Origin of the sequence: Bradyrhizobium sp. PMVTL-01 (genome assembly GCF_051861855.1) — a bacterium.
Taxonomy (GTDB): Bacteria; Pseudomonadota; Alphaproteobacteria; order Rhizobiales; family Xanthobacteraceae; genus Bradyrhizobium.
The window spans coordinates 5,477,558-5,492,472 of sequence record NZ_CP193982.1 but is presented as its reverse complement, the minus strand read 5'-3'; the positions used below and the strand labels follow the sequence as shown (position 1 = coordinate 5,492,472).

Annotated in this window: 16 protein-coding genes; all 16 read left to right on the top strand. The window is 63.7% G+C overall.

From position 1 onward, the window contains the following. The first annotated feature begins 10 nt into the window (after positions 1-10). Entirely contained in the window at positions 11-1,015 is a 1,005-nt protein-coding gene (locus tag ACRQ5Q_RS26845; protein ID WP_439392883.1) for an amino acid--[acyl-carrier-protein] ligase, read from the top strand. Positions 1,016-1,047: 32 nt separating this feature from the next. Beyond that, positions 1,048-2,349: an O-acetylhomoserine aminocarboxypropyltransferase/cysteine synthase family protein gene (locus ACRQ5Q_RS26840; RefSeq protein WP_439375563.1), complete on the top strand. Its 1,302-nt coding sequence runs from the start codon at positions 1,048-1,050 to the stop codon at positions 2,347-2,349. Next, a complete protein-coding gene (metA, locus tag ACRQ5Q_RS26835; RefSeq protein ID WP_439392881.1) occupies positions 2,346-3,485 on the top strand; it encodes a homoserine O-succinyltransferase MetA in 1,140 nt (379 codons plus the stop codon). The genes ACRQ5Q_RS26840 and metA overlap by 4 nt, the downstream gene beginning before the upstream one ends. A gap of 8 nt (positions 3,486-3,493) precedes the next feature. Continuing rightward, positions 3,494-4,357, top strand: a complete 864-nt coding sequence (locus ACRQ5Q_RS26830; RefSeq protein ID WP_439392879.1) for an acyl-CoA acyltransferase — start codon at positions 3,494-3,496, stop codon at positions 4,355-4,357. Positions 4,358-4,819: 462 nt separating this feature from the next. Next, positions 4,820-6,154, top strand: a complete 1,335-nt coding sequence (locus ACRQ5Q_RS26825) for an ABC transporter substrate-binding protein (RefSeq protein ID WP_439374678.1) — start codon at positions 4,820-4,822, stop codon at positions 6,152-6,154. A 100-nt stretch (positions 6,155-6,254) separates the two neighbouring features. Next, positions 6,255-7,214: a carbohydrate ABC transporter permease gene (locus tag ACRQ5Q_RS26820; protein ID WP_439374679.1), complete on the top strand. Its 960-nt coding sequence runs from the start codon at positions 6,255-6,257 to the stop codon at positions 7,212-7,214. Beyond that, positions 7,211-8,164, top strand: coding sequence for a carbohydrate ABC transporter permease (locus ACRQ5Q_RS26815; RefSeq protein WP_439374680.1), 954 nt, complete (start codon positions 7,211-7,213; stop codon positions 8,162-8,164). Before ACRQ5Q_RS26820 ends, ACRQ5Q_RS26815 begins: the two co-directional genes overlap by 4 nt. Then, on the top strand, positions 8,161-8,373 hold the full coding sequence (locus tag ACRQ5Q_RS26810; RefSeq protein WP_439374681.1) for a hypothetical protein: 213 nt from the start codon (positions 8,161-8,163) through the stop codon (positions 8,371-8,373). Before ACRQ5Q_RS26815 ends, ACRQ5Q_RS26810 begins: the two co-directional genes overlap by 4 nt. Positions 8,374-8,379: 6 nt before the next feature. Further along, positions 8,380-9,477, top strand: a complete 1,098-nt coding sequence (locus ACRQ5Q_RS26805) for an ABC transporter ATP-binding protein (RefSeq protein WP_439392877.1) — start codon at positions 8,380-8,382, stop codon at positions 9,475-9,477. Next, positions 9,470-10,477 (top strand): ABC transporter ATP-binding protein, encoded by a 1,008-nt coding sequence (locus ACRQ5Q_RS26800; RefSeq protein WP_439374683.1) that lies wholly within the window; start codon positions 9,470-9,472, stop codon positions 10,475-10,477. Before ACRQ5Q_RS26805 ends, ACRQ5Q_RS26800 begins: the two co-directional genes overlap by 8 nt. Beyond that, positions 10,474-11,088: a dihydroxyacetone kinase subunit DhaL gene (dhaL, locus tag ACRQ5Q_RS26795; protein WP_439392875.1), complete on the top strand. Its 615-nt coding sequence runs from the start codon at positions 10,474-10,476 to the stop codon at positions 11,086-11,088. Before ACRQ5Q_RS26800 ends, dhaL begins: the two co-directional genes overlap by 4 nt. Beyond that, positions 11,085-11,471, top strand: coding sequence for a dihydroxyacetone kinase phosphoryl donor subunit DhaM (gene dhaM, locus ACRQ5Q_RS26790; RefSeq protein WP_027557143.1), 387 nt, complete (start codon positions 11,085-11,087; stop codon positions 11,469-11,471). Before dhaL ends, dhaM begins: the two co-directional genes overlap by 4 nt. Next, positions 11,464-11,778 carry an HPr family phosphocarrier protein gene (locus tag ACRQ5Q_RS26785; protein ID WP_439374685.1) on the top strand — a complete coding sequence of 105 codons (315 nt, stop codon included), beginning with the start codon at positions 11,464-11,466 and terminating at the stop codon, positions 11,776-11,778. The genes dhaM and ACRQ5Q_RS26785 overlap by 8 nt, the downstream gene beginning before the upstream one ends. Positions 11,779-11,782: 4 nt before the next feature. Further along, positions 11,783-13,381 carry a phosphoenolpyruvate--protein phosphotransferase gene (ptsP, locus tag ACRQ5Q_RS26780; protein WP_439392873.1) on the top strand — a complete coding sequence of 533 codons (1,599 nt, stop codon included), beginning with the start codon at positions 11,783-11,785 and terminating at the stop codon, positions 13,379-13,381. After that, positions 13,378-13,809 carry a hypothetical protein gene (locus ACRQ5Q_RS26775; RefSeq protein WP_439374687.1) on the top strand — a complete coding sequence of 144 codons (432 nt, stop codon included), beginning with the start codon at positions 13,378-13,380 and terminating at the stop codon, positions 13,807-13,809. Before ptsP ends, ACRQ5Q_RS26775 begins: the two co-directional genes overlap by 4 nt. A 37-nt stretch (positions 13,810-13,846) precedes the next feature. Next, the gene (gene dhaK, locus ACRQ5Q_RS26770; RefSeq protein WP_439374688.1) at positions 13,847-14,836 is read left to right on the top strand and encodes a dihydroxyacetone kinase subunit DhaK; all 990 of its coding nucleotides are present in this window, start codon (positions 13,847-13,849) and stop codon (positions 14,834-14,836) included. Positions 14,837-14,915 lie beyond the last annotated feature (79 nt).

Below are 14,915 nucleotides of genomic sequence, written 5' to 3'. Positions count from 1 at the left end.
AAAAGGCCTGATGAAGTTGGCCATTGTTGAAGCACTGGCGGCCCCCACTTCCCCCAAAGCCGATCCGTTGGACCATCTCGCCGAGGCGCTATTCCACGAGATGGGCTCCCCCGGCGTCTATGGTCGCACCGCACTCTACGAAGACGTCGTGGAGCGGATTGCCGCGGTGATCTCGCGGAATCGCGACCCGAACACCGAGGTGATGCGTTTTCCGCCCGTCATGAATCGGGCCCAGCTCGAGAGGTCGGGTTACCTGAAGAGCTTTCCCAATCTCCTCGGCTGCGTCTGTGGGTTGCACGGCCTGGAAAGCGAGATTGATGCGGCGGTCAGCCGCTTCGATGCCGGCGGCGACTGGACCACGTCGCTGTCGCCCGCCGATCTCGTGCTGGCGCCGGCCGCCTGCTATCCGGTGTATCCGATCGCCGCGAGCCGAGGGCCCGTGCCGGCCAGCGGCTGGACCTTCGACGTGGCCGCCGACTGTTTCCGCCGCGAACCTTCGCGCCATCTCGACCGGCTGCAGTCCTTCCGAATGCGGGAATTCGTCTGCATCGGTAGTGCGGATCACGTCTCGGCGTTCCGGGAGCGTTGGATCATACGTGCGCAGACGATTGCCCGGGACCTCGGGCTAACCTTCAGGATCGATCATGCCAACGACCCGTTCTTCGGCCGGGTCGGCCAGATGATGGCGGTGAGCCAGAAGCAACAGTCGCTGAAGTTCGAACTGCTGGTGCCGCTGCGCTCCGAGGAGCAACCGACTGCCTGCATGAGCTTCAACTACCATCGGGATCATTTCGGCACGACCTGGGGCATCGTCGATTCAGCCTCAATACCGGCCCACACGGCCTGCGTGGCGTTCGGAATGGATCGTCTGGCGGTCGCCATGTTCCATACCCACGGCATAGACATCGACCTGTGGCCGACCGCAGTGCGCGAGCTGCTGGGCTTCGCGCAGACCGACGGCCGAGCACCTTCAGCAAGCGAGGAGGTCCGATGCACCAGGGAAGTCGGGAGCTAGCCCGGGGCAGGAGGGCCGATGGACAAGCTACCATGAGAAGAGAAACTGTCGCCGTCCATGGCGGCTTCGAAGACGATCCGGCAACGAAGGCCGTTGCCGTGCCGATCTACCAGACGGCCTCCTACGCATTCGACAGCGCCGACCATGGCGCGGCGCTCTTCAACCTCGAAGTCGACGGCTTCCGTTATACCCGGATCGGCAATCCAACCAACGCCGTGCTGGAAAAGCGCGTCGCTGCACTTGAAGGAGGCATCGAGGCACTCAGCGTCGCCTGTGGGCAGGCCGCGGTGAACTATGCGGTCGTCAACATCGCCGAGATGGGCTCCAATATCGTTTCGGTTCCGCAGCTCTATGGCACCACGCATACACTGTTCGCGCACATCCTGCCGAGGCAAGGTATTGAGGTCCGCTTTTCGGAAGACGACCGGCCGGAAAGCGTCGAAAGGCTGATCGACGACGACACACGCGCGGTTTTCTGTGAGAGCGTGGGAAATCCGGCCGGAAACGTCTGCGACATCCAGGCGATGGCGGAAGTTGCGCACCGGTACGGCGTCCCCCTGATCGTCGACAATACCGTGCCGACACCGATCCTGCTCAGACCGATCGAATTCGGCGCTGACATCGTTGTGGAGTCGCTGACGAAATTCATGGGCGGGCATGGCACGACGCTCGGTGGAATCATCATCGACAGCGGCAGGTTCCCGTGGACCGAGCATCGCCGGCGCTTCCCGATGATGAACGAGCCGGAGAAATCGTATCACGGTTTGGTCTTTACCGAGCGCTATGGCGCCGCCGCTTACATCGCGCGTTGCCGCGCCGTTTCCCAGAGAACCACAGGCGCCGTGCTGGCCCCGATGAATGCCTTCCTGCTGCTCCAGGGCATCGAGACCGTTGCGCTCCGGATCGAGCGACACGTCGAGAATGGTGCCAAGGTCGCGCGGTTCTTGCGCGATGACGGCCGTGTCGGGTGGGTGAATTATGCGGGTTTTCCCGACAGCCCCTATTTTTCGCTGACGCAGAAGTATCTGGACGGTCGAGCGTGTTCGCTGCTGACTTTTGGTGTCGCCGGAGGCTTCGAGGCAGGCAAGCGATTCTACGACAGGCTGAAGCTCTGCAAGCGGCTGGTCAACATAGGCGATGCGAAAACGCTCGCCTGCCACCCCGCATCGACAACGCACCGGCAAATGTCCGACGATGAACAGGAGAAGGCCGGCGTGCGGCCCGAGATGATCAGGCTGAGCGTCGGGATTGAGCACATCGACGACATCCTCGCGGATCTCGATCAGGCGCTCTGCGCCGCGAACTTTTCGTCAAGCGTGAAGGCATTCGGATGACTGTCCTAATCGATATAGAGTCGCACGATCACCACCTCTTCTCCAGAGCGCCGAGCGGCGCGTGTGCGGCGGCGTCCTCGGCAGGCCGGGAGTGTATCGACATCGGGCTCATCAACAACATGTCGGATGCCGCCTTGATGTCGACCGAGCGCCAGCTGTTCGACCTGCTTGATGCGGCTGCCGGACGACTTTGCGTCAGGCTGCACTTTTATACGATGGAGGCGACGCCCCGTTCGGAATGGGGGCGCGATTACGTGCGTCGATACTACCGTGGCACCGGCGATCTGCTGAACAGGAGCCTGGATGGAGTGATCGTGACGGGCGCCGAACCCAGGGCCGCCAGCCTCACGGAAGAGCCATACTGGACCACCTTCACCGAGATCGCCGACTGGGCGACCGAGAACACCGTATCGTCGGTGTATTCTTGCCTGGCTGTCCATGGGGCCGTCCTGCATCTGGACGGCGTTGCCCGCCACAAGCTGCCTGCCAAATGCTTCGGCGTCTTCGCTCAAACCAAGACGAGACATCATCCCTTGATGCAAGATGTGCCGAGGACCTTCCGCATACCGCACGCCCGCTGGAACGAGGTGCGGGAGGAGGATCTCTCGGACTGCGGATACTCGGTTCTCACCTGGTCGGCGGAGGCTGGCGCCGACTGCTTCGTCAAGCAGCAGAAGAACAGTTTTTTTGTCCATTTCCAGGGTCACCCGGAATACGAAACCCAGAGCCTGCTGGGTGAATTTCGAAGGGATATGGGGCGTTACCTTCGGGGAGAGAATGACGTCTGTCCGACGATGCCGAGGGGCTATCTGAACGAGGGTGCGGAAGAGATCCTGATCGCGTTCCGGCAGAAGGCCCTTTCCGACAGAAGCCCAGAGCTTTTTGCCCATTTTCCGGCCGATCAGCTGGCGAAGGACCTGAGCAACGTCTGGCGTCTTCCGGCCCATCGGATATACCGCAACTGGCTGCGCTACATTGTCTCGCAACGACGCTCACGCTCGGTGCGAGAAGCAACGCTCGCTGCAGCCGGAATTCCGGCACGTCGCCGCGGACGCAAGTTGGTTGCCGTTCGATCCGCTCGCCTGGCGCGCTCGCCAAACCCGGGGACCATGAGGCGGCTCGGATACAACGAGTGAGAGTCTGGATGATGATCCGGTGCCGTGAGATAGGAGCAGCCGATCTCGACGCCGTCGCCGATCTTCTGACAAAGGGCTTTCCGACACGCTCGCGCGACTACTGGATCAACGGGCTCAGGCGCTTGTCTGCGCGCGATACGCCCGGCAGCTTTCCGCGCTTCGGCTATATGCTCGAGCACGACCGGGGACCCGTCGGTGCTCTGCTGTTGATCCACACCGCAAGGAACGATGGCGGTCAAGTCTCCATCCGCTGCAATCTCTCCAGCTGGTACGTGGAACCTGCCTTTCGCAGCTACGCGCCGATGCTGACCAAGATCGCGCAGCGCCATGAGCACGTCACCTACGTCAATATCAGCCCGGCGCAATGGACCTGGAAAACCATCGAAGCGCAGGGCTTCCGCCGCTATTGCGGCGGCTTGTTCTTCTCCCTTCCGGCGCTGTCGCATCCGGTGGCGGGCATGCGCGTCGAAATCATCCGGCAGGACACGCAGGCGGTCGACGGTTTGCCCGAAGCCGACGTCGCGCTGCTCGCGCGGCACGCGGCCTATCGCTGCCTTAGCCTGGTATGTCGCGCGCCCGACGACCGCTGCGTTCCCTTCGTCTTGCAGTCCATGCGTCTCAAACAGCGGATCGCGCCTCCGGTGATGCAGCTCATCTACTGCCGCGACGTGGCCGACTATGTCGCCTGCGCCGGCACCATCGGCCGCTTTCTGCTCAAGAGGGGAAAGGTGGCGGTCGCTCTCGACGCCAACGGCCCCATGAATGATCTGGTCGGCATCTACAGCGAACGCGCTCGCAGATACTTCAAGGGTCCCCATTGCCCCCGGCTTGCCGATCTGTCCGACTCCGAGCTGGTGATCTACGGGCCGTGACTTCGTCGTTCCAGGACTGTTCCAACCGTTCGAGCGTTTGGTGGTTTGGAAGTCGATACCCGGATCTTGCAGTCGTGCGCCGTCGCGGGTGAGCCAAACAACCCTGGAGCCTTGCTGACGTCGCGGTCGGCTGCGAAACCGGTCGCAGGAAAAGTCAGCAAGAGATGCGGCATGTGCGCGAGGCCTCGAGGGATCCCCGGGCCGACACAAGGTTCAAGCGATAGATCAGGCGCGGTGTCGAAGAAACCGGCCAACTCCGCTTGCAATGTTTAGTAATTGGTGGTTCACTAAACAAATCGAGCCTGCCGGGCCTGTAGAATCCGGGCGGCGCGAGGAAACGCCAGTTTAGTTGTTCAGCTCGTCATGGACTGTGTCGCTCTGCTCGAAGCATTCGAGCGGGTAGCAAAGCCGCGCCATGTCGATGGCCGGCCCACTTGGAGGGAACGTGCAATGAAACGAACGATGAAGACGCTTGTAGTGGCATGCGGGGCTGTTGCCGCCGCGTTCGGCGTCGGAGCGGGCACCACGCCCGCGCAGGCGCAGGGCAAGACCATCACGCTGTGCTGGGCCGCATGGGATCCCGCCAACGCGCTGGTCGAATTGTCGAAGGACTTCACCGCCAAATCGGGTATCGGCATGAAGTTCGAATTCGTGCCGTGGACCAATTACGCCGATCGATTTCTGAACGAACTCAATTCGCGCGGCTCGCTGTGCGACCTCATCATCGGCGATTCACAATGGATCGGCGGCGCCGCTGAGAACGGCCAGTACGTCAAGCTCAATGATTTCTTCAAGAAGGAAGGAATCAGCATGGACGACTACATGCCGGCGACGGTGGTCGGCTATTCCGAGTGGCCGAAGAACACGCCGAACTACTGGGCGCTGCCGGCCATGGGCGATGCGGTGGGCTGGACCTATCGGAAGGACTGGTTCGCGCGGCCAGACGTGCAGAAGGACTTCAAGGCCAAGTACGGCCGCGAGATCGGCGTGCCGAAGACGCTCGATGAGCTCAAGGACATCGCGCAATTCTTTCAGGGCCGCGAGATCGACGGCAAGAAGGTCTACGGCGCCTCGATCTATACCGAGCGCGGCTCGGAAGGCATCACCATGGGCGTCTCGAACTACCTCTACGACTACGGCTTCAAATACGACGATCCGAAGAAGCCCTATGCGATGGACGGGTTCGTGAACTCCGCCGGCGCTGTGAAGGGGCTGGAGGCCTACAAGGAGCTCTACAAGTGCTGCACGCCGCCCGGCGCCTCCAACTCCTACATGTCGGAAGGGCTTGATGCCTTCAAGTCCGGCCAGGTCGCGCTGCAGATGAATTTCTTCGCGTTTTTCCCCGGCCTCTACAAGGACCCGAATGTCGGCGGCGACAAGATCGGTTTCTTCGTCAATCCGGCGGGTCCCGCAGCGCAAGCGACGCAACTCGGCGGACAGGGCATCTCGGTGGTCTCCTACTCCAAGAACCAGGCCGAGGCGCTGCAATACATCAAATGGTTCTCCGGCGGCGACGTCCAGAAGAAGTGGTGGGCGCTGGGCGGCTATTCCTGCGCCAAGTCCGTGCTGAACGACCCGAGCTTCCCTGATAGCGCGCCCTTCGCCAAGGAGTTCCTGCAATCGATGGGCATGGTCGTCGATTTCTGGGCCGAACCGTCCTACGCCCAGCTGCTGCAAGCCGAGCAGAAGCGCGTGCATGACTATGTGGTGGCCGACAAGGGCACCGCTCAGGAAGCGCTCGATGGTCTGGTGAAGGACTGGAAGGCGATCTTCAAGGAAGAAGGCAAGAAGTTCTGACGCGAGCCGCCCGGAGCGCGTGCTCTCGCGCTCCGGGGGCTTTCGAGACGACCGGAATTCGTCGCAGTGTCGACGCCGGCTGCCAGGATCGGTTCACGCAATGAACGAATTGAGTGCCTCTTCGCGGATCACCTATCGGGCCGTCATGGTCCGGCCAGGCGTGGTGCGCCGTATCCGGGGCCTGTCGGACAGGACGCTCGCCTGGCTCTTCATCACGCCGACGATCGTGCTGCTGCTGGCGATCAATATCTTCCCGCTGCTCTGGACGATCTACCTGTCGTTCACGAACTACCGTGCCAACCGGGCCAACGTGCCGACGATCTGGCTCGGGACCGACTGGTACCAGTCGATCCTGACCGATCCCGACATCTGGGCCGCGATGCAGGTGACGGCGCATTTCGTGATCTGGACGGTGGTGATCGAGACCGTCCTCGGATTTGGCCTCGCCTACCTCATCGACAAGAAGTTCCGCGGCCACGGCGTGTGGACCACGATCATCCTGCTGCCGATGATGCTCTCGCCCGCTGTCGTCGGCAACTTCTGGACGTTCCTGTACCAGCCGCAGATCGGACTGTTCAATTACGTGGTCGCATTCTTCACCGGCCGCACCGCCTCCTCCTTCCAGATGCTGGGCGACGTCACGCTGAGTCCCTGGGCCATCGTCATCGTCGATGCCTGGATGTGGACTCCTTACGTGATGCTGATCTGCCTCGCCGGCCTGCGATCGATCCCCGATTACATCTACGAGGCGGCGGAAGTCGATCGCGCGTCGAAATGGCGGCAGTTCTGGTCGATCACGCTGCCGATGGCGCTGCCGTTCATCATGCTGGCCGTGCTGTTCCGCGGCATCGAGAATTTCAAGATGTTCGACATGGTCAATCTGCTCACCGGCGGCGGGCCGGGATCGACCACGGAAGTGGCCTCGATCACGCTCAAGCGGGCGGCGTTCGAGAGCTGGCGCACCGGCTATTCCTCGGCCTTCGCGATCATCCTTTTCGTGACGGTCTTCGGACTCGCCAACATCTATGTGAAAGCGCTGAACAAGGTGAAAAGCCGATGACATCAGCCACCGCAGCCCATTCGGTCGTCGAGCCGTCGGCAACGACGCGGCGCTTTGCCGGCTCCCTCGTCGTGCTCTACGCCATCATCACCATGATCCCGCTGGTCTGGATCATGCTCACCGCGTTCAAGTCGCCTGACGATGCGATCTCCTATCCGCCCAAGGTGGTGTTCAAGCCGTCGCTCGAAGGCTTCTGCAACCTGTTCACGACCCGCTCGCGCCAGACGCCGGAATTCATCCGCTCGCTGGGGCCGCCGCAGGGCCTTTGCGATGACATCGCGCGCAGCCGCAACATGGTGGTCGCCGGTCCTTCGAACTATGTGCCGCGCTTCGTCAATTCGTTGATCATTGCGTTCGGTTCGACCGTCCTCGCCGTCGCGCTCGGCACCTTGTCAGCTTACGGCTTCTCGCGGTTCCGCGTGCCCCTAAAGGACGATCTGCTGTTCTTCATCCTGTCGACGAGAATGATGCCGCCGATCGCCGTCGCGATCCCGATCTATCTGATGTACCGCACCATCGGCTTGTCGGACACCCGGCTCGGGATGATCCTGCTCTACACCTCGGTCAATGTCTCGCTCGCGGTCTGGCTGCTCAAGGGTTTCATCGACGAAATCCCGCGTGAGTACGAAGAGGCCGCGATGATCGACGGATACACCCGCTTCCAGGCGTTCGTGAAGGTGGTGCTGCCACAGGCCACCACGGGAATCGCGGCAACCGCGATCTTCTGCCTGATCTTCGCCTGGAACGAATACGCCTTCGCGGTGCTTCTCACCTCGGGTAACGCCCAGACCGCGCCGCCCTTCATTCCGATCATCATCGGTGAGGGTGGACAAGATTGGCCCGCAGTGGCCGCCGGCACGACCCTGTTTCTGGTGCCGATCGTGGTGTTCACGGTCTTGCTTCGCAAGCATCTGCTGCGCGGCATCACTTTTGGAGCTGTCCGCAAATGACGATCCACGCCACCCCGTCCATTGCGCGTCGCGGTATTGCGGAGCGCCTTCTGCGCCGCGGCCCGCTCGAAGCCATCGCGACGACGATCATCGCCGCCGGCGTCGTGATGCTGATGCAGCCATTGTCTCTGACACTGTACTCCTGGTCGTTTGCGACGACCCTGTTCGGCACGGTGATGTTCACCATCGTGTCCAAGCTCCGGGAGTAGGGCGCGATGGCACAGATCAAGGTCGAGGCGCTCGACAAATCCTTCGGCGCGTTTCATGCGGTCAAGTCTGCCAGCTTCACGGTGGAGGACGGCCAGTTCCTTTGCTTGCTCGGACCGTCCGGCTGCGGCAAGACCACGACGCTCCGCATGATCGCCGGCCTGGAGCTGCCGACGGCGGGCACGATCCGGCTCGACGGCGAGGACGTGACGATGAACCGCGCATCGGCGCGCGACATTGCCTTCGTGTTCCAGCTCTTCGCGCTCTATCCGCACATGAATGTCCGGCGCAACATCGGCTTTCCCCTGAAATGCGAGGGCATCGGCGCGGCCGAGCGTGACCGGCGGGTCGTCGAGGCTGCGCGTATCCTGCGGATATCGCACCTTCTCGACCGCTCCGTCTCCGGCCTTGCCGGCGGCGATCGGCAGCGTGTTGCGCTGGGGCGGGCGATCGTGCGCAAGCCAAAGTGTTTTCTGATGGACGAGCCGCTCGGCGCGCTCGATACCGAGATGCGGGACGCCATGATTCATGAATTGCGGGCCCTGCATGACCGGCTTGGCGCGACAACCGTCTATGTCACCCATGACCAGCTCGAGGCCATGGCGATGGCCGACAGGATCGCGGTGATGAACAACGGCGTCGTCGAGCAGGTGGCGAGCCCGCGCGACATCTACGACCGGCCCGCTTCGCTGTTCGTCGCCGACTTCATCGGCTCGCCGCCCATGAATTTGCTGCCGTTCCGTGGCGGTCTGCGGACCGGCGCAGAGGCGATCAGGCTCGGGGAGCGCGAGGTGGCGATTCCCGCCGCGCGCGAGGCAGTGGCGGAAAGCGAGCTCGTGCTGGGGGTACGGCCCGAGCATGTGCGTTTTACCGATCGTGGCATGGTGCGCGGCGAAGTCTATGGCACCGAATATCTGGGCACGACGCAGATCGTGACCGTGGCGACGCGTTACGGCGCGCTCAAGGCCCGCTCACCCAGCAGCAGATCCTTCCGGACCGGCGAGACTGTCGGGCTCGACTTCCGGCCCGACACGCTGTCGATCTTCGACAAGGCATCCGGCCGGGCGATTCGCACCGCGCTGCATGAAGGAGGCGCGCATGGCTGAAGTCGAGATCAAAGCCGTCTCCAAGGCCTTCGGCAGGACCCAAGCCTTGAGCGATCTGTCGCTGACAATCGGCGACGGCGAGTTCGTGGCATTGCTCGGGCCGACCGGTGCCGGCAAGACCACCGCATTGCGCTTGATCGCCGGATTGGAGCAGCCGGATTCTGGCTCGATCCGCATCGCTGGGCGTGACGTGACCGGGGATGCGCCCGCGGACCGCGACGTTGCCTTTGTCTTCCAGCAATATTCGCTGTATCCGCACCTCACCGTGTTCGAGAACATGGCCTTCGCGCTGCGTGCGCCGACCCGCCGCGTGCCCGAAGCCGATATCCGTGCGAAGGTGCAGGAAGTGGCGCGCCTGCTTCATATCGAGACCAAGCTGGACAACAAGGCGACGCAGCTGTCAGGCGGGCAGATGCAGCGCGTCGCGATCGGCCGGGCGCTGGTCCGCTCGCCCTCGATCTATCTGATGGACGAGCCGCTCTCCTCGCTGGATGCCAAGCTTCGGGGCGAACTCCGCCTCGAGCTCAAGCGGATCCAGGTCGATCTCGGCGCGACGATCCTCTATGTCACCCACGATCAGACCGAGGCGATGACCATGGCCTCGCGCATCGGCGTGATCGAGGGCGGGCGGCTGATGCAGATCGGCACGCCGCGGGAGATCTACGAGAACCCGATCAACGCGCATGTCGCGGCGCGGCTGGGCCAGCCGACGATCAATCTGCTGCCGGCGGCGCTGTTCGCGGGGGCACCCGTCGGCGTCGAGACGATTGGCGCGCGGACCGAGCACCTGACGATTGCTCGCGGCGGCGGCGACATATCGGCAACCGTCAAGCGGGTCGAGCACCTCGGCGACCAGAGTCACCTTCATCTCGATCTCGCGGGCCGGCCGGTTGTGACCCTGGCAGATCCCGAGGCGGGTTTTGGGGCCGGAGACGTCGTGTCGCTCCGTTTGAATGGACCGCTGTTTTTCGATGCGAAGGGCTGGAGGGTCGCGGCATGAGCCTTGATCGGGTAGCCAGGGAAAGATTGGTGCGAGCGCTGGCAGCATCCGTGATCGAGCATGCGGACGAGTTGACGAGCCTCGACCAGGCAATTGGCGATGGGGATCACGGCGTGAACATGAAACGCGGTTTCGAAGCTGTGCTCGCCGCATTGCCGGGCCTTGCCGACAAGTCGCTCCCCGAAATGCTGAAGACCATCGGAATGACATTGGTCATGAAGGTCGGCGGTGCGTCAGGGCCGCTGGTCGGAACTTTCTTCATGGAGCTGGGCAAGGCGCTTCCGGAACAGCCGAGCCGGGCCGATCTGGTCGCTGCGACGGAGAAGGCAATCGAGGCCGTCAAGGCGCGGGGCCGTTCGGAGGCAGGACAGAAGACGCTGCTGGATGTCCTGGTGCCGGTGCACGCGGTTCTCGCGGGAGGCGGTGATGCCAAGGCAATCGCAGCCGAGGCTGTGCAAGCGGCCGATCGCACCACGCCCATGCAGGCCATCCGCGGCCGCGCGTCGTTCCTTGGCGAACGTTCCATCGGTCATATGGACCCGGGCTCGCGCTCGGCGTCCCTTCTGATCGGCGCAGCGGTTGAGACACTGGAACTCGAGGCCAGAACATGAGCAACGTCGGAATTGTCATCGTGTCGCATTCGCCGAAGATCGCGGAAGGCGCGGCCGATATGGTGCGCCAGATGGTCGGAGACGCAGTGCCGCTGGCCTGGACCGGTGGCGATGTCGATGGCGGGCTCGGTACGAACGTTGCGGGAATTCTCGAGGCGATCGAGACGGCCTGGTCACCGGCGGGTGTTGCGATCCTCGTCGATCTCGGCGGTGCCGAGACCAATTCGGAAATGGCGGTCGAGATGCTCCCCGAAGACCGGCGCGCGCGCGTGCTGGTCTGTAATGCCCCGGTGGTCGAGGGGGCCGTGATCGCTGCGACCGAATCTTCGGGCGGCTCATCGCTTGCCGCCGTCAAGCGCAGTGCGGAGGAATTCTATGCATGATGCCAACGCCAGCCGGGCGGCCCAGACGTTTGTGCCGCTGACCGCTTCGGCGGTCCTCGTCAATCCGGTCGGCCTGCACGCGCGGCCGTCGGTGAAGCTCACGCAATGCGCGAAAGGCTTTGTCGCCAAGATCGAAATCGCGCTTGCAGCCGAGGGGCCCTGGACCGACGCCAAGAGTCCGGTGAAGGTGATGCGTGTGAAAGCGCCGCAAGGCGCAACGCTGCATTTCCGCATTGCCGGCCCTGATGGCGAGGCGGCGCTCGCGGCCATGCTGGCGCTGGTACATGACGGTTTCGGCGAGGCGTAGAATCGTGGGCGAGATTCACCTCACCGGCCATCCCGCCTCGCCAGGCCTCGCCATCGGCCCGGTCGCCGTGTTGACGAGTGCCGTGGCGAGCAGGGTGACGAAGGGCGATCCCGCGCAGGAGGCCGCAGCGCTGAAGGCAGCGATCGAGGGGGCAGCAGCCGAGCTTGCCGAACTGATCGCGACGGTTCATGGCGAGGCCGCTGAGATCCTGGAGTTCCAGGTCGCGATGCTCGGTGACGATGCGCTCGCGGAGGGGGCTTACGAGGCTGTTGCGGGCGGTAAGGCTGCCGATGAGGCATGGCGCGCAGCACTCGACGCGGAGATCGCCGGCTATCGCGCAGCGGATGAGGAGTATTTCCGCGCCCGTGCCGCCGATCTCGTCGACATTCGCGATCGCGTGCTCGCAGGGCTGAACGGCGTAGACACGATCGCAAAAATCTCCGGCGATTCCGTCGTCACGGGCGATGATATTTCGCCATCGACCTTCCTCGCCGTGGACTGGACCCGTGGTGGTGCCATTGCGCTCGCTAGCGGATCGCCATCATCGCATGTCGCGATGCTCGCGCGATCGCGAGGCGCCCCCATGGTGGTTGGACTAGGTCCACTACCGTGGAACGGACAGCGGCCATCATTGGCTCTGGTCGACGGCGATACCGGCCGCGTGATCTTTGATCCCAAGCCGGAAACGCGCCGCCTGTTCGAGCAGCGCATGGCGGCGGCGCGTGCCGCACGGATCGCTGCCGACGCGGGCCGCCTCAAGCCGGCGCTGACCGCCGATGGAAGACGCATCGCCGTCCTTCTCAATGTCGCCGCGCCCGAAGACCTTGCGAGTCTCGATCCCGCAATCTGCGACGGCATCGGCCTCGTGCGCACCGAGTTTCTGTTTGAAGGATCGAGGGGCCTGCCCGGCGAGGACGTGCAATACGCCGTCTACCGCCGCATCATCGAGTGGGCCGCAGGACGGCCGGTGACGATCCGCACCCTCGATGCCGGCGGCGACAAGCCAATCCCCGGCGTGACGGTCGATGGTGAACGCAATCCATTCCTGGGCCTGCGCGGGATCCGGCTCTCGCTGGCCCGACCGGAGGTGTTTCGCGTGCAGTTGCGGGCGCTGTGCCGTGCGGCCGTGCATGGGACGCTGAAGGTGATGCTGCCGATGGTCGCCATCCCTTCGGAGCTCGATCGCGCCAACGCCATGCTGGACGCAGAGTTCGCGGCCCTCGGCGCAGAGGGTATCGCCTGCGCCCGGCCGCCGCTCGGCATCATGGTCGAGGTCCCGTCGGCAGCGCTCTGCGCCGAGGATTTCGGCGCGGCGTTCTATTCCATCGGGTCGAACGACCTGACGCAGTACACAATGGCTGCGGCACGAGATATCGGCGCCGTCGCCGACCTCAACGATGCTGGTCATCCCGCGGTGCTCGCGCTGATCGCGCGAACGGTCGAGGCCGGCCGCAAACGGGGTGTCGAAGTCTCGCTCTGCGGCGATGCCGCGGCGGACACGCGCCTGACGAAGGCGCTGCTGGCGACAGGCTTGACGACCTTGTCGGTCTCCCCGATTGCGGTGGCGCGGCTCAAGGCCGCTATTGCCGGGGTGACCGCATGAGTGACGACGCAGGCGAAGACACAAGCCGGCCGGGCGACAGCAATGTTGCGGATTACAAGCTCATCCTGCGACGGGCGCTCGACAACCGGCCGTCCGGGACGCGGTTGAAGCTTGCGGCGGCGCTCGGCAAGAACCGCTCCTTCGTCAGCCAGATCACCAATCCTGCCTATCTGGTCCCGATTCCGGCCAAGCATGTCGCGATCATCTTCGAGGTCTGCCATCTCTCTGGTACCGAGCGGGCGGCGTTCCTCGAAGCCTATGGCCGCGCGCATCCGGGACGGCTGCGCGGCGCCCATCGTGAGGCGCGTGCGCGCACCGTGACAGTGACGGTGCCCGATCTCGGCGACGACAAGAAAAATCGCGCGCTGGAGCAGCTCATCATCGACTTCGCGGCGCAGCTCGCGCGCTACGCCGAAAGCATCGGCTGACGAATTCGAAACGCAAGAAAGATACCGGGAGGACGCAATGAAAAAACTGATCAACAGCGCCGACACGGTGCTGGAAGAGAGTCTCGACGGGTTGGCGGCGGCACATGCTGACATCCTGCTGCTCGGCGCCGAGCGGAAGTTCGTGCGCCGCCGCACGCTAGCGCCGGGCAAGGTCGCGCTGATCTCCGGCGGCGGCTCCGGCCATGAACCGCTTCATGCGGGCTTCGTCGGCCATGGCATGCTCGATGCCGCCTGTCCGGGCCAGGTCTTCACCTCACCGACGCCCGATCAGATGATCGAGGCGGCGGAGGCCGTCGATACCGGCGCTGGCGTGCTCTTCATCGTCAAGAATTATGAAGGCGATGTGATGAACTTCACCATGGCCGCCGAGATGGCCGGGCGGGAGGTCGCAAGCGTCGTGACCAACGATGATGTCGCGGTCGAGAAATCGACCTACACGACCGGCCGTCGCGGAGTCGCGGGCACCTTGATCGTGGAAAAGATGGTCGGCGCCGCGGCCGAGAACCGAATGCCGCTCGCCGCCCTCAAGACGCTCGGCGATGACGTCAACCGACGCACCCGCTCGATGGGGGTGGCGCTGCTGCCGTGCACGGTGCCGGCGGCGGGCCGGCCGAACTTCACCCTGGCCGACAACGAGATGGAAATGGGCGTCGGCATTCATGGCGAGCCGGGTCGCCGCCGGGTGCCGCTGGGCTCTGCCGATGCGATTGCTGCCGAGATGCTCAACGCGATCTTGGGCGATCTCGCGCCGAGCAAGGGCAGTGAAGTGCTTCTTCTGATCAACGGGTTTGGCGCGACGCCGCTGATCGAACTGTATCTGATGGCCAACAGCGCCAAGCGCATCCTGGACGGAGCGGGGCTCACGGCCACGCGTTTCCTGACCGGTTCCTACGTGACGTCCCTCGACATGGCTGGTGCTTCGATCACCGTCTCGGTGCTGGACAGGCAGTCAAAGGAATTGTGGGATGCGCCGGTGCATACCTCCGCGCTACGTTGGGGTATCTGATGGACGGGAACGCTCGCGTAAGTTCCGACCGCTGAACAATCGTCATCCGCGGCGCCGGTTAGGAGTCCCAGACCGACGG